Annotated in this window: 16 protein-coding genes; 9 read left to right on the forward strand and 7 right to left on the reverse strand. The window is 52.4% G+C overall.

Annotated features, from left to right (window positions below; genetic code table 11):
* Positions 1-168 precede the first annotated feature (168 nt).
* Together J6J28_RS05850 and J6J28_RS05855 are read left to right on the forward strand one after the other, a co-directional pair.
* Positions 169-1,125: a gluconeogenesis factor YvcK family protein gene (locus J6J28_RS05850; protein WP_301720391.1), complete on the forward strand. Its 957-nt coding sequence runs from the start codon at positions 169-171 to the stop codon at positions 1,123-1,125.
* Positions 1,122-3,782 carry a M14 family metallopeptidase gene (locus J6J28_RS05855; RefSeq protein WP_301720392.1) on the forward strand — a complete coding sequence of 887 codons (2,661 nt, stop codon included), beginning with the start codon at positions 1,122-1,124 and terminating at the stop codon, positions 3,780-3,782. The genes J6J28_RS05850 and J6J28_RS05855 overlap by 4 nt, the downstream gene beginning before the upstream one ends.
* A gap of 68 nt (positions 3,783-3,850) precedes the next feature.
* Here the strand turns inward: J6J28_RS05855 and dcd are convergent, their stop codons facing one another.
* Together dcd and apbC are read right to left on the reverse strand one after the other, a co-directional pair.
* Positions 3,851-4,444 (reverse strand): dCTP deaminase, encoded by a 594-nt coding sequence (gene dcd, locus J6J28_RS05860; protein ID WP_301720393.1) that lies wholly within the window; start codon positions 4,442-4,444, stop codon positions 3,851-3,853.
* Between the two features lie 30 nt (positions 4,445-4,474).
* Positions 4,475-5,545 (reverse strand): iron-sulfur cluster carrier protein ApbC, encoded by a 1,071-nt coding sequence (gene apbC / locus J6J28_RS05865; protein WP_301720394.1) that lies wholly within the window; start codon positions 5,543-5,545, stop codon positions 4,475-4,477.
* A gap of 117 nt (positions 5,546-5,662) precedes the next feature.
* Between apbC and metG the strand changes: the two genes are divergently transcribed.
* Genes metG through J6J28_RS05885 form a run of 4 tightly spaced genes read left to right on the forward strand, consistent with a single transcriptional unit; the run spans position 5,663 to position 10,159 of the window.
* Positions 5,663-7,699: a methionine--tRNA ligase gene (metG, locus tag J6J28_RS05870; RefSeq protein WP_301720395.1), complete on the forward strand. Its 2,037-nt coding sequence runs from the start codon at positions 5,663-5,665 to the stop codon at positions 7,697-7,699.
* Positions 7,700-7,702: 3 nt separating this feature from the next.
* On the forward strand, positions 7,703-8,893 hold the full coding sequence (locus tag J6J28_RS05875) for a class I SAM-dependent rRNA methyltransferase (protein WP_301720396.1): 1,191 nt from the start codon (positions 7,703-7,705) through the stop codon (positions 8,891-8,893).
* Positions 8,894-8,939: 46 nt separating this feature from the next.
* Entirely contained in the window at positions 8,940-9,311 is a 372-nt protein-coding gene (locus J6J28_RS05880; protein ID WP_301720397.1) for a histidine triad nucleotide-binding protein, read from the forward strand.
* Positions 9,312-9,316: 5 nt separating this feature from the next.
* Complete coding sequence (locus J6J28_RS05885) at positions 9,317-10,159, forward strand: sterol desaturase family protein (RefSeq protein ID WP_301720398.1); 843 nt, start codon at positions 9,317-9,319, stop codon at positions 10,157-10,159.
* On the opposite strand, the gene J6J28_RS05890 is transcribed toward J6J28_RS05885, so the two are convergent.
* Genes J6J28_RS05890 through J6J28_RS05905 form a run of 4 tightly spaced genes read right to left on the reverse strand, consistent with a single transcriptional unit; the run spans position 10,104 to position 14,132 of the window.
* On the reverse strand, positions 10,104-10,718 hold the full coding sequence (locus tag J6J28_RS05890) for a CDP-alcohol phosphatidyltransferase family protein (protein ID WP_301720399.1): 615 nt from the start codon (positions 10,716-10,718) through the stop codon (positions 10,104-10,106). The genes J6J28_RS05885 and J6J28_RS05890 overlap by 56 nt on opposite strands.
* Complete coding sequence (locus J6J28_RS05895; RefSeq protein ID WP_301720400.1) at positions 10,718-11,377, reverse strand: ATP-binding cassette domain-containing protein; 660 nt, start codon at positions 11,375-11,377, stop codon at positions 10,718-10,720. The genes J6J28_RS05890 and J6J28_RS05895 overlap by 1 nt, the downstream gene beginning before the upstream one ends.
* Positions 11,377-12,990, reverse strand: a complete 1,614-nt coding sequence (locus J6J28_RS05900; protein WP_301720401.1) for an ABC transporter permease family protein — start codon at positions 12,988-12,990, stop codon at positions 11,377-11,379. The genes J6J28_RS05895 and J6J28_RS05900 overlap by 1 nt, the downstream gene beginning before the upstream one ends.
* Positions 12,987-14,132, reverse strand: a complete 1,146-nt coding sequence (locus tag J6J28_RS05905; protein WP_301720402.1) for an ABC transporter substrate-binding protein — start codon at positions 14,130-14,132, stop codon at positions 12,987-12,989. The genes J6J28_RS05900 and J6J28_RS05905 overlap by 4 nt, the downstream gene beginning before the upstream one ends.
* A gap of 109 nt (positions 14,133-14,241) precedes the next feature.
* On the opposite strand from J6J28_RS05905, the gene J6J28_RS05910 reads away from it, so the two are divergent.
* Both J6J28_RS05910 and msrB read left to right on the forward strand, forming a co-directional pair.
* Positions 14,242-14,964, forward strand: a complete 723-nt coding sequence (locus J6J28_RS05910; protein ID WP_301720403.1) for a DUF1499 domain-containing protein — start codon at positions 14,242-14,244, stop codon at positions 14,962-14,964.
* On the forward strand, positions 14,961-16,124 hold the full coding sequence (msrB, locus tag J6J28_RS05915) for a peptide-methionine (R)-S-oxide reductase MsrB (RefSeq protein WP_301720404.1): 1,164 nt from the start codon (positions 14,961-14,963) through the stop codon (positions 16,122-16,124). Before J6J28_RS05910 ends, msrB begins: the two co-directional genes overlap by 4 nt.
* Before the next feature lie 29 nt (positions 16,125-16,153).
* Here the strand turns inward: msrB and ggt are convergent, their stop codons facing one another.
* Positions 16,154-17,920, reverse strand: coding sequence for a gamma-glutamyltransferase (gene ggt / locus J6J28_RS05920; RefSeq protein WP_301720405.1), 1,767 nt, complete (start codon positions 17,918-17,920; stop codon positions 16,154-16,156).
* A gap of 125 nt (positions 17,921-18,045) precedes the next feature.
* On the opposite strand from ggt, the gene J6J28_RS05925 reads away from it, so the two are divergent.
* A complete protein-coding gene (locus tag J6J28_RS05925; RefSeq protein WP_301720406.1) occupies positions 18,046-18,654 on the forward strand; it encodes a rhomboid family intramembrane serine protease in 609 nt (202 codons plus the stop codon).

Raw genomic sequence — 18,654 nt, forward strand, 5'->3', positions numbered from 1 at the left:
AATTTACACAGGTATTTTAGTCACTTGTTTAATTATTGGGCAGTTCTCCGAGAGCTACCGGCAGAACTCAAGAGAGGCCGTTACACAGGCACTTAGAATTGATCAAATTGCCCGGACAGCATAAAGTACGACATCGCCTGTCTACTCAAAACAGAAGGTCATGTCACCATGAGAGAGCAGCCGCTTCGTTCGTACGAAGCCGATGATTGCCAAATCAAGCAACTCCGCCGGGTTACCGCCATTGGTGGCGGTCATGGCCTGGGCCGTGTACTTGCCAGCCTGCAATTCCTGCAGAGTAAGCTGGTGGGCATTGTTGCTACTACCGATAATGGTGGTGCCAGCGGTTTGTTACGACGCTCACATCAGACCATTGCCTGGGGCGATATTCGTAATTGCTTATCGCAACTGGTCGATCAGCGCTTAGCAGCAGATGTACTTAATTACCGCTTTACCGACGACCCCACGCTTGCTGGCCATAACTTTGGTAATCTTTTGCTGCATACACTGAATCAACTCAGTGCCCGGCCGCTTGATGGGATCCAGTTGCTGAGCCGTTTGCTGAACGTCAACACACGTTTACTTCCGATGTCTGAATCACCGGTCGATCTGGTCGCCGATACCCATGAGGGTCTCGAGTGCTTCGGCGAGCTTCTGGTCGACCAATTAGGTCACATGCCAACCACCCTGCGTTTGTCCAAACCTGTAAGCGCAACTCCTGAAGCGCTGCGTCATCTGCAGCGTAGTGATTTGATCATTATTGGCCCCGGCAGCTTCCTGACCTCCATTATGCCCCCGCTATTGGTGGACAAAATTGTGGAAACTATCGCTTCTAACGATGCGCCGGTGATTTTTATTGATAACCTGCTACCTGAGTATAGTCCAGCGGGAGAATTACCGCTGAGTGTGAGACTGGACTGGTTAAGATCCGTTGTTGGCCACGACATTATCGATTTTGTCATCACCAATATCGCGGACCCGAATTTAACCATCCCGCATTTAAATAGCATAAAGGCAGCTGCTGATGCTCCACAGCGCCACGACAAAGAAAGTTTACGCAATACGCTCAATCAGGCGCTGGCAGCAATAAGCGCCACCCGACACGCAAGCAAAGGGAATCAACAATGAAAAAAACCTTGTTAGCCGCCTTATTCGCCGTTGCCGGTCTTGGCACGGTTCAGGCCGAAACCACCTCGCTGGGACTGGCAACAGACTATAGCGCTACAACACCCAGCGTTGAAAGCGTCCTGGGCTATCCGATTGGCTCGAGAATTTCCAGCCCGGATGCCATGTACGATTATTTTCAGGCGCTGCACCATGCCCACCCGGAGCAGGTTCAACTGTTTCACTATGGCAAAACCTGGGAAGGTCGGCCCTTGTATTATGTGGCCATTTCCAGCCCGGCAAATATCGCCGACCTTGGCGACTTTAAAGCTGGCATGCAAGCCCTGGCCAATCCACAAAATACCAGCAGTGAACAGGCAAAACGCCTGATTTCTGAGCTGCCTGCCAGCATCTGGTTATCTTATGGTGTGCATGGTAACGAAATCTCCTCACCAGAGGCCGCCATGCTCACGGCCTGGCATTTACTTGCCGCTGAAGATCAGGCCACAGAGGCCATGCTCGATAATACTGTGGTCTTTATCGACCCCATACAAAATCCCGATGGCCGCAGCCGCTTCGTCAGCCGTTATTACATGAATACCGGTATGGAGCACAGCGCTGATCGAATCTCCGTTGAGCACAACGAACCCTGGCCCAGTGGCCGCAGCAATCATTACTTGTTTGATTTAAACCGTGACTGGATCGCCCTCACCCAGCCTGAAGTTGCCGGACAGGTCAATGCTCTGCTTGAGACCTACCCATTAATCTTTGTCGACTTACATGAGATGGGTGGCGATCAAACGTATTACTTTACTCCTGAAGCACGTCCGTACAACCCGCTGATCGCGAAAAGCCAACGCGAAGCGCTATGGACCATTGGCGAAAACAATGGTCGCTGGTTCGACGAGCACGGCTTCGATTATTTCACCCGCGAAATTTTTGACGCCTTTTATCCTGGCTACGGTGCGAGCTGGCCGCTTTATCATGGCACGCTGGCCATGACCTACGAAATGGCTTCCGCCCGCGGACATAAATTTCGTACCCGCGATGGTGACATCCTGACCTACGGTGATGGCGTGCAACGTCATTTCATCGCCTCACTTTCAACTATTGAAACGGCCAGTAAAGAACGTCAGCGCCTGTTGCAGGATTTCTGGAACTATCGCAACCAAGGCATCCAGCAAGGTAAAGATAGTAAAGAGCGCTATGTCTTTATCGATAGCGCTCAGGACCCTGCGGCCAGTAAACGCTTGGCCGGCTTGCTGACCCAACACGGTGTGCAGGTGCAGCAAAGCAATTCGCAATTTGAAGCCTGTGGTACTGACTTTAGTGCTGGCAGCTACGTGATTGATACCGCGCAGCCGGCCCATTACATGGTCCGTACCCTGCTTGATGAGCAGGTGGACATGGCACCGGACTTTCTTGCTGAGCAAGAACGTCTGCGTAGCAACAACCTGCCTGATCAGATTTATGACGTGACCGCTTGGTCCCTACCGCTGATGTTTAACCTGGAGCAACAACGTTGCGCGCGTTTACCACGTATGGATTTGGCGGCCGTCAGCGGTGACTTGATTGCACCAGGACAATTACTGCACCCAGACGCCAAAATAGGCTTTGTCTCTGCCTGGGGCGATATGAACGCAGGACGTTTGTTAACTGCGGCTTTACGCGAAGGGTTAAGCGTGAAGCAGAGCGATCTGCCATTCACCTTCAAGGATGGTAAAGAGTATCCTGCGGGCTCATTAATTTTTACCCGTGCAGATAATGGCGATGACCTCAGTGCTACTTTAGCCACGCTTGCAGCAACCTCTGGCGCAACCATCCAGGGCGTTGATTCAAGCTGGATTGTTGAGGGACCTAACTTTGGTTCGGATAACGTCCAGCAGGTCCACGCGCCGCGAATTGCGCTGGCGTGGGATGAACCTTTCAGTAGTCTCAATGCTGGTCATACCCGCTATCTGATTGAGCGTCAGTTTGGCTACCCGGTGACCGCAATCCGTGCTGACCAGTTACGACGTGCTGACTTGAGCCGTTATCAAGTGCTGATCTTACCCACCAGCTATGGCTCATTAAATGACGCTTTTGGCGAACAGGGTCAGAAAAACCTCACCCAGTGGGTCGAGCGTGGCGGTGTTCTGATTACCTTTGCCAACGCGACGCAATGGGCAGTAGATGCTGACCTGCTGGCCAGTGCGTTAGAGAAAGAAGCCAAAGATAAAGAAGTTGAAGTGCATACAGAAAAACGTGTCGCAGGCCTGTTGCTGAACAGTGCTGAGCATCTGCATCAATATGTCAACGCTGCAGATACTGACCCGTACTGGACTTCTGGTGTGCTGACCAAACTCGACGTTGATCAGGAACACTGGTTGACAGCTGGAGTGCCGGACAACGTTATCAGCCTGACAGTCGGTAACCAGATCTATCGTCCATTAACCATTAATAACGGTCGCAATCTGATGACCTACGCAAGTGCTGATGAGCTGTCCGTGAGTGGTTACCTATGGGCGGAAAACAAGCAGCAGTTGGCCCATAAGCCGTATCTGATGTGGCAACCTCGTGGCCGCGGTATGGTCATTAGCTTCACTCAGGAGCCTACCTACCGTGCTTACCTTGATGGTTTGAATGTGACCCTGATGAATGCCATTTTTGGTGGCGCCTCACACGCTCGCCCACTGCGTTAATGCAAGTCTAAACCGGAACTAAAAAAGCCCGCGATTGCGGGCTTTTTTTTTACTAAGGCCTTTAAAGCTTAGTCAGCATCGGTATCTGCACTGATACGCGAGGCTACCGCACCACGCTGATCCTTGTATTTGGCATCTTTGCGGCTGCTGTAAGGCTTGGCGCAAGGCTGATTAAGCTGCTCAAAACTCAGTGCACCAATTTTCATATGCGGGCGCAATGCCAACGGCAATTTGCCGCTATTAAAGAATTCCAGCACCACCTGTCCTGACCAGCCCGGATCAATACGATGCGCGGTCACGTGCACCATGAGACCAAGCCGCGCCAATGATGAGCGGCCATCCAGCCAGCCCACCATGTCAGCTGGCAAGGTTACACTTTCATGGGTGACGGCCAGGGCAAACTCGCCTGGATGAATAAAAAATGCCTGCTCGGGCTGCAGGATGATGGCATCGCTCATGACCTGAGCAATGGCCCGTTCAATGTCCTCGCGGGGTCCGCTGATATCAATAAAAGGCGCAGCATGGTCCTGCAGCACCCGGAACTCATTACCGAGATGAATATCAACGGTCACACCGCTAATGTCTGCACTCAGAGGCCGCGGCTCTATACCAATGGTGCCATTATTCAGGTAAGTTTCGATTTGTTCATCAGTTAACCGCATGGTTATCTCCAATTAAGCTTGTTATCACCACTATACCGACTTTTGGGCTTGCTGGTAGAGTTGTGCAGCGACGGCGGTCGCCATCTCTCTTACGGCAGCATTGAGCTCATGATCGGGCGATCCCACCAATAGTGGCTCACCATGATCAAGGGCTTCACGAATCGGGCTGGCCAGGGGCAACTGCGCCAGTAATGGCACATCGTGAGCTGCCGCGGTTTTACGGCCTCCTTCGTGACCGAATATAGCTTCTTCGTGACCACAGGAGGGACAGTGGTAATAGCTCATATTCTCCACCAGCCCGGTGATGGGGATGCCGAGCTTACGGAACATGGCGATGCCTTTTTCAGCGTCTGCGGTAGCAACGTTCTGCGGTGTGGTGACAACTACGGCTCCGGTGACCGGTAACTTTTGTGCAATGGTCAACTGTATATCCCCGGTGCCGGGCGGTAAATCGACAACCATATAATCGAGGCGCGGCCAGGCCGTGTCGCGGAATAGTTGCTGTAATGCCGCACTGGCCATAGGACCACGCCAGATCGCCGCATCTTTGCTATCCGCCAGATAGCCCAGGGAGCTGACATGAACGCCGTGACGAACGTGCGGTTGCATTTTATTCTGTGCATCAATTTGCTGTTTTTCGTCTGCGCCGCCCATCATGGTTGGCATCGATGGGCCATAAATATCAGCGTCCAGCAGACCCACACTGGCGCCCGTCTGCGCCAGGGCTACTGCCAGCTGAGCAGCTATCGATGATTTGCCAACCCCACCCTTGCCTGAGGAAACCGCAATGACATTGCCATACACCAGCGGCAACTCCGGTTGCGAGTTCCTGAGCTTGGCTATCTGACAGTCCAGTCGCCATTGGTAATGCCCCACCTCAGCATCATCCTGCAAGTCTTTTAATACCTGCTGCCCGGCCGCAAAGGGGAGTTTCAGAGTTGCCTGTTGCTGGTCACGGCTAAACCAATTTTCGGGCAGCGCACCCTGGTAACCGGGTAAGCGAAACTGGCGCAAGTGCTCACGCTCTTGTGCAGAGAAATCATCTGCCGTTTTCTCTGCAGTTTTATCCGCAGTTTTTTTGCCGAGCCATTTACCTAACATGAGCTCCTCCAATTCCAGCTTTAAGGCCGCATGATACGGTGACTGCAGGTGGATTGCCAGTGCTGTTTCAGGTACACTTCGACCTTTCAGAAACTTGTTAGTTATTGGACGAAATACATGACAACAGCACCGCGTAAAATTCTGGTTACCAATGCGCTGCCATATGCAAATGGACCCATTCATATAGGCCACATGCTGGGCTACATTCAGGCCGATATCTGGGTACGTTTTCAAAAAATGCGTGGCCACGAGTGTCATTACATGTGTGCCGATGATGCCCACGGTACACCTATTATGTTGAAAGCACAGCAGCTTGGCATTGAGCCAGAGCAAATGATTGCGGAAATGAACCGCGCCCATCAGGCGGACTTTGCTGATTTCAACGTCAGGTTCGATCATTACTACTCGACCCACAGCCCGGAGAACAAAGAGCTGGCTGAGTTAATTTATACGCGTTTGCGCGATGCCGGGCATATCAAGACGAAAACCATCTCGCAGTTATTTGACCCGCAAAAAGAAATGTTTCTGCCGGACCGTTTCGTCAAAGGTGACTGTCCCAAATGCGGTGCTGGCGACCAATACGGCGACAACTGTGATGTCTGTGGTGCGACCTATGCGCCAACTGAATTGAAAAATCCGGTGTCCGCCGTCTCGGGTGCCACACCAGAGATGCGCGAATCCGAACATTACTTTTTCGATTTGCCAGCGTTCGAAGAAATGCTGAAGGCCTGGACCCGGTCCGGCTCCTTGCAGGAAGAGATGGCCAACAAGTTAAACGAATGGTTCGAATCAGGTTTGCAGCGCTGGGATATCAGCCGTGATGCTCCCTACTTTGGTTTTGAAATCCCAGACGCGCCGGGCAAATACTTTTATGTCTGGCTGGATGCACCTATCGGTTACATGAGCAGCTTCAAACACTACTGTGACACCACAGGTCAGGCCGACTTCGAAACCTACTGGAAAAAAGACAGTGATGCTGAGCTGTATCATTTTATCGGTAAAGACATTATTTATTTCCATAGCCTGTTCTGGCCGGCCATGCTGAGCGGCGCTGACTTCCGCCAACCGACCAATGTCTGGGCGCACGGTTTTATTACCGTAAACGGCACTAAGATGTCGAAATCCAAAGGCACCTTCATCATGGCGCGTACTTATCTGGACCACTTGGACCCAGATTACCTGCGTTACTATTTCGCCGCCAAACTTACCAGTCGGATTGACGATCTTGACCTAAACCTGACTGACTTCGCCCAGCGCGTGAACAGCGATCTGGTCGGTAAAGTTGTCAATATCGCTAGCCGCTGTGCCGGCTTTATCCAGAAGAAATTTGACGGCAAACTGGCCTCCTCTTTACAGGACACGGCTCTGCTAGATGAAACTCAGGCAGCCGCTGCGGGCATTGCCGAGCTTTATGAAAAGCGTGAGTTCTCACGGGCGATGCGCGACATCATGGCACTTGCGGATAAAGCTAACTTTTACATCGCTGAGGAAGAGCCATGGCAGCTCATTAAAGATCCGGCGAATGCCGAACGGGTCCACGAGATCTGCTCTGTGGGGATCAACCTGTTCCGCTTGTTGATGATTTACCTCACCCCGGTGGTGCCAGATTTAGCACAACGGGTACAGGCTTTCCTGAACGAAGAATTCGACTGGGATAGCCATACGACGGTACTTAAAGATCATCAAATCGAACCCTTTAAAGCCTTGCTACAACGTATTGAAATGGAGCACGTAGAAAAAATGATCGACGCATCTAAAGAGGCCAATGCCGCAGCACCTGCCCCAGCAGCCAATGCTAATGACGAACTGAAAAATGATCCCATCAGCGCCGAGATTAGCTTTGATGACTTCGCCAAAATCGACCTTCGTGTTGCTCTTATTGCCAATGCGGAACATGTTGAAGGTGCTGACAAGTTGCTGAAACTCACCCTCGACCTTGGCGGCGAAACCCGTCAGGTTTTTGCCGGTATTAAATCAGCTTATGACCCGGCGGAACTCATTGGCCAGCATACCGTCATGGTGGCTAACCTGGCGCCCCGGAAAATGCGCTTCGGTTTGTCCGAGGGCATGGTGCTGGCCGCAGGTCCGGGTGGCAAAGAGCTTTATATTATGAATCCGCACGAAGGCGCTAAACCTGGTATGCGAGTTAAATAATTCATGACCGCCACCGTCCATTTAAAACCGCAAAAATGCAAATCCTTGCGCCGTCTGCACCCTTGGGTGTTTAGCGGCGCCATCGCTAAAGTAAAGGGCGATCCTAAACTTGGCGAAACTGTCAGTGTACATAGCGCGGAAGGCGACTGGCTGGGCGCAGGAGCCTGGTCACCCCACTCGCAAATCCGCGTGCGGATTTGGACGTTCCAGGCCAATCAACAAATCAATGAAGCTTTTTTTTCGCAACGCATCGCTGCTGCCAAAGCCCTGCGGGAAGGCCTGGCAATCAATAGCAACGCGTGGCGCGTGGTCGCAGCTGAAGCCGATGAGTTGCCCGGTGTGACCATCGATAAATACGACAACTGGCTGGTTTGCCAGCTGTTAAGCGCCGGCGCCGATAGCTGGCGTGACGCCATCGTCGAGGCCCTGCGTCAGCACTTCCCCGACTGCTCGATTTACGAACGCTCTGACGTTGACGTCCGCCAGAAGGAAGGGCTGCCCCTTGTGGATAAGTTGCTCTACAGCGCGACAGGCGAGGAGCCGCCAGCCACCCTATGGATTCAGGAAAATGGTTTGCAGCTAGGCGTTGACGTAAAGCAGGGCCACAAAACAGGCTACTATCTGGATCAACGGGATAGTCGCTACGCCCTCACCCGTTACGCAGCAGGAAAGCGCGTGCTGAACGCCTTTAGTTATACCGGAGGCTTTGGGTTATTCGCTGCTCAAGCGGGCGCCACAGAGATCGTCAACCTTGACGTATCAGCACCAGCTTTGGCGCAGGCCGAACGCAATCATGCTGAGAATAACTTCGCCAGTGAGACGCTGACGAATATGCAGCAGGATGTGTTTCAGGCACTGCGTGAATTCCATCATCGTGGTGAGCGTTTCGATGTCATTATTCTGGATCCGCCTAAGTTTGTAGATAGCAAAGCGAACCTAATCAGTGCCTGTCGGGGCTATAAGGACATCAATCGGCTCGCCTGTAAAATTTTGAACCCCGGTGGCACCCTGTTCACTTTTTCTTGCTCGGGGCTCTTAAGCAGTGATTTGTTCCAGAAAGTTGTGGCGGACGCAGCGTTAGACGCAAAACGGCCACTGCATATTATCGAACGACTTTATCAGGGCGCGGACCATCCCGTGCGCACCAACTTTCCTGAATCACTCTACCTGAAAGGGCTGGTACTCCGCGGTTGAGTTGGCTAGTATGAGACTAAGCTGTTGAGTCAAATGAGGTAATTCTATGACAACCGAGACCATTTTCGACAAGATTATCCGCAACGAAATCCCTGCGGATATTGTTTATGAAGACGATATCAGTCTTGCCTTTAAGGATGTGAATCCACAAGCCCCAGTTCATTTGCTCATTATCCCTAAGAAGCGGATTGCGACAGTGAACGACATTCAGGAAGATGAACGTGAGCTGGTCGGGCATCTGTTTGTGGTTGCCCGTAAAATCGCCGTGCAGCATGGCTTTGCCAAAGACGGTTATCGGCTGGTCATGAACTGTAACGATGATGGTGGGCAATCGGTTTACCATATTCATCTGCATCTGCTTGCCGGCCAGACACTTGGTTGGCCGCCATTTGCCAACGCTGAGCCGAAGCAAGGCTAACGCTGATGCCCGCAGAGGTTTGGTGGCGGCTAGGTTGCTTTGTCGGCGTACTCGCCATCATGCTGCTGTGGGAACGGCTTAATCCAAAACGCAAATCTAGGTTACCGGCCAAACGGCGCTGGCCCGCAAATCTCGGTATTGTCGCTATCAACACCGTGCTGCTGCGGCTGCTTATTCCAGCAGGTGCGATTGGCGCTGCACTTTGGGCAGAGCAAACCGGTTTTGGCCTCTTGCCGGGCCTGGACTGGCCGCTGGCACTAAACCTGGTATTGGGCTTTCTGATACTGGATTGCACCATTTACTGGCAACACCGCATGTTTCACCGCATTCCCCTGTTGTGGCGAATTCACCGCATGCACCATGCCGACGCCGACTTTGATGCCACCACGGGATTACGTTTTCATCCGCTAGAAATTCTTTTAAGTATGCTGATAAAAATCGGTGTAGTCGTGGTGTTTGGCATCCCGGCATTGGCAGTACTGATTTTCGAAATAGTGCTCAACGCAACCTCGTTATTCAATCACGGCAACGTTGCCTTGCCGAGCCGTATTGAGTGGCCGGTAAGACGACTGATTGTGACCCAGGAAATGCATCGCATCCACCACAGCCAGTTACCTCACGAAACCAACAGCAATTACAGCTTTAATCTGTCCGTCTGGGATCGCTTGTTCCGCTCCTACACCGCACGCCCGGAAGCGGGCTCTGATGGTATCAACATTGGCTTAAAAGAGTATCCTGCGGTGCGCGAAAGCACCAAACTCAGCTACCTGCTCGCGATTCCCTTCCGCCAGCCTAAGCAAGCAGACGCAGGGTCCGATAGCCAAGATAAAGACGCGTCAAAGCAGTAAACCAGCATAGAGCAGCAAATATCGCCCCGGTCACCGGGAACGCCGCTGGCCATAAACAAAAGACAATAAATGCGACGATGGTCTCAAAGCCTTCAGTAATACCGCCCATGTAATGCAGCGATTTGTTTGGATAGTTGGGGTTCTCAATGCCATGCTTGCCGGCAAGAATCGCAAAAGCCAGAAACGTTGCCGCTGTGCCCATAAAGCTAAACATCAGCAAGCCAGCAACACTACCGAACTCAGCGGGATCTGCCAGCAAAAAGCCAAAGGGCACGGCACTGTAAAAGATAAAGTCCATGACACTGTCAAGGTAACCACCGGCGTCTGTGCGCTTCGTCTGTCTGGCGATAGCGCCATCTAAACCATCCGATAAGCGGTTCAGCACAATACAAAGTAGCGCCAGATCAAAACGTTGCGCCGCCAATGCCGGAAGTACCAGGAGGCCAATCACAAAGCCGACGACAGTGACCGTGTTGGCACTAATACCCAGTTTTACCAGAGGTTTAGCTGCAGTATCCAGAATAGGCCGCAGGCGTCGGTAAAGTAACGCATCAATCATCAGTTTTGCTCCTTTGGCCAATTAAACTGCTGGGTCACAGCGGCAAGATCTTCAGCATCATGGCTGACGATGATACTGGCGATACCGCGTTGTTGCAAAAATGCCAGCGTCCAGTCGCGCACCTGAACACGCCGTTCGGCATCGAGTGCACTAAAGGGCTCATCAAGTAACACCAGAGCCGGTGCCGCCATGACCGTGCGCAGCAGACCAATCCGTGCCCGCTGGCCTCCACTCAACTGTCCGGGTAAGCGATCAATTGCTGCCGCCATGCCAACAGCTTCCAGTTGCTGTTCAATTTCGGCAGTTTGCTGTGTGCGACTGAGCCCCTGCCGTTGCAACGCGAAAGCGAGATTTTTACGGACGCTGTAATGGGGAAACAATGGGTTATCCTGCAATAAGATGCCAATCCCCCGCTGCTCTATGGGCAAGTCACTTACCTCCTTGCCCGCCACCCACAGTTCGCCGGTGAAGCGCGCGTAGCCGATGGACTCTCCCAGTAACGCCCGCAGCCAGGTCGACTTACCACAGCCACTAAGCCCCATCATTCCCAGGCTTTCACCTGGCGCGATAGACATATCCGGCAACCGGATCACCTTGTCCGTGTCCCGCCACCTGAGCATTTGCTGGCGGAGTAAATTATCAGATCTGCTTGCGTTCATTACGACTCTCTTGCCAAGTTTTGTTTGCTGCGGGTCAATTGCACCAGCATTAAGGCGACAAATGCGATGAACCATAATAAGGTTGCGTACACCGCTGGCAGGCGCCATTCTCCACCGCTGCTAACCGCCACCAGCTCCGTTGTGAGTGTCGGCAGCCGCCCGGCACCCAGCAACAGGGTCGGAACATACTGGGCAACACTGACTAAGAAGGTCACCATAAAACAGTAGCCGATACCACTATGCATGAGTGGTCGCTTAAAGTACCACCAGCTGCGCCAATAACCGTACCCCAGGCTGCGCCCTGTCAGCAGATGAATCTGTGTGGTATTGCGCTCGGTCGGGGCATAGACCAGATAGCCATAGGCAAACGAAAACCAGCTGTGCGCCACCAGCACGCTGAGATGGTTGGAGCGCAACAGTGCACTCCAGTCGCTTCCCAACCATGCAATAACGAGACTCAATTGCGGTACGAATAAGGCAAGTAGCAGCCAGAGGTCAGGCAATTCACGTTGATTTAAGCGCTGCCATTCCCTCAGCCAGATAATAATTGCCGTTGCAATCACGGCAGTAAGCAGCCCCAGACCCAGGGTGTTCAGCGCTAACTGCAGGATCAGGTCGGCATTGTCGGACCAACCTTTAAGCTGCCATTCAAGTGGCAGCAGATCAGGATAAAACCAGCCGTAACCCAGACTCAGAGCCAGCAATGCGGCTAATGTCAGAGCGCTGATAAGAATAAATAGCAACCGAGTCGCGCTGCTGAAGTAAAGACTAAACCCTGACAGCGCCTTGATGAGAGCCCGGCCCGGCGGCCTGCCGATACGTAATTTCAGCAAACGGACCAGCCCCCACTCCTGGATCACGACCCAACTCACCATAACACCGCCCAGTGCGATTAACAGCCAGGTTGCTTGCTGGACAAGCAGCTGGCTAAGCGGATCGAACTGCAATTGCCAACCAACGAGTAACGGTGCTAATAACGGCGGGTTGAGTGGCCCGGCGATTTGCGCAAGATCGACCACGGCAACACTGTAAATGGCGACCGCAAACAGGATTAATCGCATGGCCCGCAGCCATGCCGGGAACACCACCAGCCACCAGCTGCGTGTCCGGTCGGTGCCAAGCGCTTGTCCCTGCAGCAGCCATTGCTGATAGGGTAATTGCATGAGCTGTTGCCGCCCCAGTACCACCAGAAACGGCGTTTCTTTAAGTACCAGAATAATCACTAGCGTAACTAAAGACTGCTGTTCCACCAGCCCTGCGGCAAAGGGAAACAAACGGTCAAACCAGCCAAACGGCGTGAATAACCACAAAAAAGCAATCGCAAAAGCCAAATGGGGCGCAGTAAAAATAGTGCCCACATCATTTTTGCCAGGCCGCCCGCTGACCGCTTCGCAGGCGATGATCAGACTTGCACAAGCGGCTGCAAGAAGCGTGCTCAGCAACCCGACAAGAAGGCTGTTTGACAGTGCTGTGCCGATGCCCGGATAATTCCAAAGTTCTGCCCCCGGGGTTGGCAACTGCAGTGACAAGCCCTGGAGTACGAACCACCACGGCAAAGCCAACAAGGCGAGCAAGGCTACCAGTACGATGTTCCAGGAGATTCGTTTTATCATCGCTGATACCTGCGCAGCCATTCCTGCTCGAGCACCGCGGTCCACTCGACATGAGGCTCAGGATGACTCGGAAACAGAGGTGCATGTAATCTGGGTTTAGCTGATGTCGGCGCCCGGATGACCATGGGGTCGCCCCAGCCATTAAGTTCAGCTTTACGCTGCTGAGCTGCTTCGCTCAACATAAAATTGATGACGGTGAGCGCGGCCGCGCGATTATCACTGGCGCGTGGAATCGCCAGGTAATGAAAGTTGGTTAATGCTGAGGAGCCAAGGCTTACCGCAGTTGCCGCTGGGATAAGCCGTAATTGCTGTTGTAAGGCCGGAATTTTATTTGGATTAAAGGTCACTGCATTATCGAGCGTGCCATGGTTAAAGAGTTGCCGTTGCTGTTCCGCTGAACCCGGGAACTCCCGCCCCTGACGCCAGAGGTAAGGGTGCAGCTGATCTAAGTAGTCCCATAACGGCTGTAACACCTGTGCAATGTTCACCTTGTGTGGCGGTTGTTGCAGCAGTTCAGGCGCATGGACCAACTCATACGCAAGCGCTTTAAGCCAGGTGGTGCCATGAAAAGCCGGTGGTTTGGGATAGGACAAACGGCCGGGATGACGTTTGGCAAGCGCGAACAGGTCTTCGACAGCCACGCGGTTAGTCAGGGTATGGTCAGCCAGTAGTGGCGCTCTGAAAATCAGTTGGAACTGGGCAATGCCCCAGGGCAGCTCCTGACCGTCGACAGCGACCCCGAAGTCTGTCTGCCAGTTCAGGTCATCGCGTAAAAGTGCGCTGTTGGGCACACGTTCAGGCAAGTCCGGCAATAACTTCCCGGCATCTTTTAAAACTTTAAAATTTTCGCCATTGATCCATAACAGGTCTATATTGCTGGTCTGCTGCTCGCCTTCAGCGAGCAAAATGGTCACAGCTTCGGCAATATCTGCCACCTTTACATGCTGTAACTCAATACCATGACGGGTTTTTAGCTGAGTCTGCGCCCAGCGCAAATAGTCGTTGACGGATTCGGAACCACCCCAGGCATAAAAGAACACTGTCTGTGGCTCAGCAGACGTTTGCTGTGCCTGTACCCGGGACACCAGCACGAGCTGCAAAAGAGCAATAAACAGCATGAAATAGAGTGTTTTCTTTAGCAAAGCCTGATTCCGCAACTGAATGATGTACCGATAGTTATGTGTTTCGCATAGGCTGATCTAGAGTATAGTGAATGACGTATAAAATCTATAATTCGCAACGGAGCTTGTCATGTCAAAGAAAATCGGTTCACTACTTATTTGCCTGGGCTTTTTATCGGCCTTTATTTTGCTGCTTTCCGGTCCTTTGTACCGCTGGCAAATTTTAGATTTAGGTATCGCTTTTACCTTATTGCGTTGGGCAGCCTATATCGGCGTAGCCTCGGTGGTGTTGATCATTGTTTATTTGATCTGGAAGCGTCCACGTGGGGTCCGGCTTGCGGTGCTGACGGCCGCAGCCATTGTTGGCATGATTAGCTTCTATATTCCCTATCAGCAGTTGGAAACAGCGCGCAGCGTGCCGCCGATCCATGACATCACAACAGATTTAGAGAATCCTCCTGAATTCGTTGCGATTGCGCCATTACGGGCTGATGCACCTAATCCTCTGCCTTATCCAGGCGAAGAAACTGCAGCACAACAACGCAAAGCGTACTCGGATCTGACCCCACAGTACTTCGAGCAAGACCTCAATCAGGTGTTTGAAGCTGCGCTTCGGGTCGTTAATGCCAAAGGCTGGCAGCTGGTCGCCAGTGATCTGGCGGAAGGACGCATCGAAGCGACCGCATCAACCTTCTGGTTCGGCTTTAAAGACGATGTTGTCATTCGCCTCCAACGCGAAGGTGAACAAACACGGGTTGATGTACGTAGTAAATCACGTGTCGGTCGCAGTGACGTAGGTAAAAACGCTGCGCGGATCCGTGATTTTCAGCAACAACTAAAAGGAAACCTATGAATTATGCAGTAGCTGCCCTATTCGCAGGGCTAATGGCGATAACAGCTGTGGCGCACGCGAGCTCTGATGAGCTGCGTGTCGCGACCTTCGCCGGTGGCTGTTTTTGGTGCGTAGAAAAGGCTTTTGAAGATGTACCAGGTGTTGATCGTGCCATCTCCGGTTACGCCGGCGGTAGCAAAGAAAACCCAACTTATGAAGAAGTCTCGCGCGGGCGCACCGACCACACCGAAGCGGTGCAGGTCTACTATGACCCGGCGGTCGTCAGTTACACCGGTTTGTTGCAGGCGTTCTGGCGAATGATGGACCCGACCGACCTTGACGGGCAATTCGTTGACCGTGGCCAGCAGTATCGGCCTGCTATTTTTTATCACAACGAACATCAACGACGTGTTGCCGAACACGAACGTAAAGAACTCAGGCAGATGGATCTTTATGAAGAACCGGTTGTGGTTCCGATTGAGCCTTTTACGACCTTTTATAAAGCCGAAGACTATCATCAGGATTACTATCGGAAAAACTCGGTGCGCTACTGGGTCTACACGCGTAACTCCGGCCGTTTTCAGTTCACTGAGAAGGTCTGGGGTGATAACTACGACGTTGATTATCGCAAATTTGAGGATGACATCACTATGGACACTCATGCCGATAAAAAAACATCGGATCAGCAAACCAGTAACTCTGCAGCAGAGGACCAGCAGCAGCTTGATTTTAGCGACTATGAAAAGCCAGCCGATGAAGCGCTAAAAGAACGCCTGACCTCGCTGCAATACTCAGTGACGCAAAAGGGCAAAACTGAACGTGCCTTTAACAATGAGTACTGGGATGAAGAACGAGCGGGCATTTATGTCGATATTGTCAGTGGTGAGCCGCTATTCTCTTCTGCTGATAAGTTTGAATCGGGCACCGGCTGGCCCAGTTTTACGCAGCCCATCGACGACAAGTATGTCGTCACCAAAACCGACCGCTCCTGGTTCATGACCCGCACTGAGGTAAAAAGCAAACACGCCGATTCGCACTTAGGCCATGTGTTTGAAGATGGACCTGAGCCCACAGGACTCAGGTACTGCATGAACTCCGCTGCGATGCGCTTCATTCCGCTCGAAGATATGGCGGAAGAAGGTTATGCGGATTATATTCCTGCGGTAAAAGAGGACCGCTAGAGTAAGCGCCTTGCGGCTAGCCTATTACCTTATTCAAGTTCGCCGAGGGCCACGCCCTCGCGTCTTGGATCGGCGCCACCGATGAGTTGCCCATCAGGCAAAACAGTGATGCCATGCAAACCACTGTTTAAGCCGGTGACGCGTACATCATGGCCCATGGCTTTAAGGGCTCTTGCCAAATCCGCCATCTCGGTGCCCTCTTCTAACGCAGTGTAATTATTCAAATTCGTTACATGTGGCTGGTCTATCGCTTGCTGCATGTTCATGTCCCAGTCGAGCACTCCCAGTAAGGTCTGCGCCACATAGTTAATGATTCGAGCACCACCTGGCGAACCGACCACGTGCATCAGCTCCTGACCTTTGACGTCGAACACCATGGTGGGCGCCATGGAACTACGCGGGCGTTTTCCGCCCTGCACGCGGTTGGCAATCAACTTGCCATCCACTTCAGGACGTAAGGAAAAGTCAGTGAGCTGGTTATTTAACAGAAAACCGCTGGCCATCACTGATGAGCCAAATCCCATTTCGATACTGGTGGTCATGGATACCGCATTGCCCTCGGCATCTACAATAGAGATGTGACTGGTATTAGGGAACTCCGGAGACCGATCATCGACCAGATTTTTCGTCTCAAAAACACCTGGCTCAGCCTGCAGCAAGTCGCGGTTGCCAATGTAGCGCGCGCGTGAGGCCAGATAGCTTTTCTTCAGCATTTCCGTGACAGGAACTTCGACAAAGTCAGTGTCTGCAATATAGCGATTCCGATCGGCAAAAGCGAGACGCGATGCTTGGGTAAAATGATGCGCCGCTTTTACACCGGTGGGATCCCACTGTGAGACCGGGAAGTTTTCCAAAATCCCCAGTATTTGCAGTACCGTCAACCCACCGGAGCTTGGTGGCCCCATCCCACATACCTTATAAATGCGATAGATGTGACAGACAGGGTCGCGTACAACGGCTTCATAATTCGCCAAATCAGTCAGGGTTAACAGACCAGGGGCCAGTTCGCTGTTTTGTACCGCCGCAACAATTTTTTCGGCGATAGGACCACGATAAAACGCATCAGTGCCCTGTTCAGCCACCAGTTTCAACGCCCAGGCGAGTTCAGGATTGGTTTTTGTAGTCCCTGCCTGCAGCGCCTGACCATCAGGGTAAAAGTAATCACTTGCCGGAGCTAATTGCCGTAATCCTGGATTGAGATCCATTTCCAATAGTCGCTGCAATCGTGCCGAAACCGTAAAGCCTGATTCTGCTGCAGTGATGGTGTCACTGAACAAGGTTTGCCAGGGCCTGTTGCCCCAACGTTGATGCGCAAGTTCAAGACCTTTGAGCACCCCGGGTGTGCCGACTGAACGTCCGCCAACCACGGCATCCCAGAAATTTTCCGGCGCCTGCCCGTCAGCATCAAGAAATAGATTTCCGGTAGCGCTTGCGGGGGCTTTTTCACGCGCATCAATGGTATACAAGTGTTGTTCCGCAGCGTCCCAATAGAGAATAAAGGCGCCACCTCCGATCCCCGAAGACTGTGGCTCTGTCAGCGTTAACATCGCCTGTACAGCCACCGCCGCATCAATCGCCGAGCCTCCTTCCGCTAAAACTTTGCGCCCTGCCGCTGCGGCCTCTGGAGTAGCAGCAGCCACCATGTATTCGTTCGAATAGACCGCCGCTTTATCGATAACGCCAGTCGCAGCCTCAGGCTCACGTTTATCGCGCTGATGTTCATCACCGGCTTGTGGTGCACAGGCACTTAGGGCCAGACTGGTCAGCAGCAGCACTGCTAGAGAATTAAGTTTCATGGAATTATCCTTCGCTACGGCACGATTTGGCGAGTTGGCTTTTGCTATATTTACAGGCGCTTAAGTTATACCTATCATAAAGCTCTCGAACAACGATCACAATGCGTGAAGCGAAATCTCAACCTATGTCGAACAAATTACAAGTCATCATCTGTGGTGTGCTGCTTAGCCTGATAAGTATCTGGGCCTATTACTATCAGTTCGAGGCACATCAGCTGCTCGAGGACTTTGACTATTCCTACGCGCAGGTTTGGCAACAGCCCTGGCGTTTGGTCACCGCACACTTCCTGCATTTAACTACATTGCATTGGGTGGGCAATGTTCTGGCCTTTACTGCCCTGACCGTATTCCTGGCACGACATTTCACGGTACGCACCTATTTGAATGCGCTTTTGCTACTTACGGCAGGGAGTTCTGTCATTTTGTGGCTGGCGGGTTATCAGAATCGTTTCGTGGGCTTATCGGCGGTGAATCATGGCTTACTCATTATGGGGATTTTGCTGGAGCTAAGAGGCTGCAAAACACCATCGCAAAAGTATTTGCTTTACACTGCCGGCGCCCTGCTGGGGTTAAAGTGGCTGGCAGAATTTTTAGGCTGGTGGCAGAGTCCACTGGTAACTGGGCAAGATCAGCAGTTGTGGCAACTGCACGGCGCCGGGATCCTTAGTGGCATCCTTGCCTGGTGGCTCCACAATCGCCATCTGGCTAAACTTGCCCAGCCGTCCGGAGAGTAA

The organism is Pseudidiomarina terrestris (assembly GCF_030466375.1).
Taxonomy (GTDB): Bacteria; Pseudomonadota; Gammaproteobacteria; order Enterobacterales; family Alteromonadaceae; genus Pseudidiomarina; species Pseudidiomarina terrestris.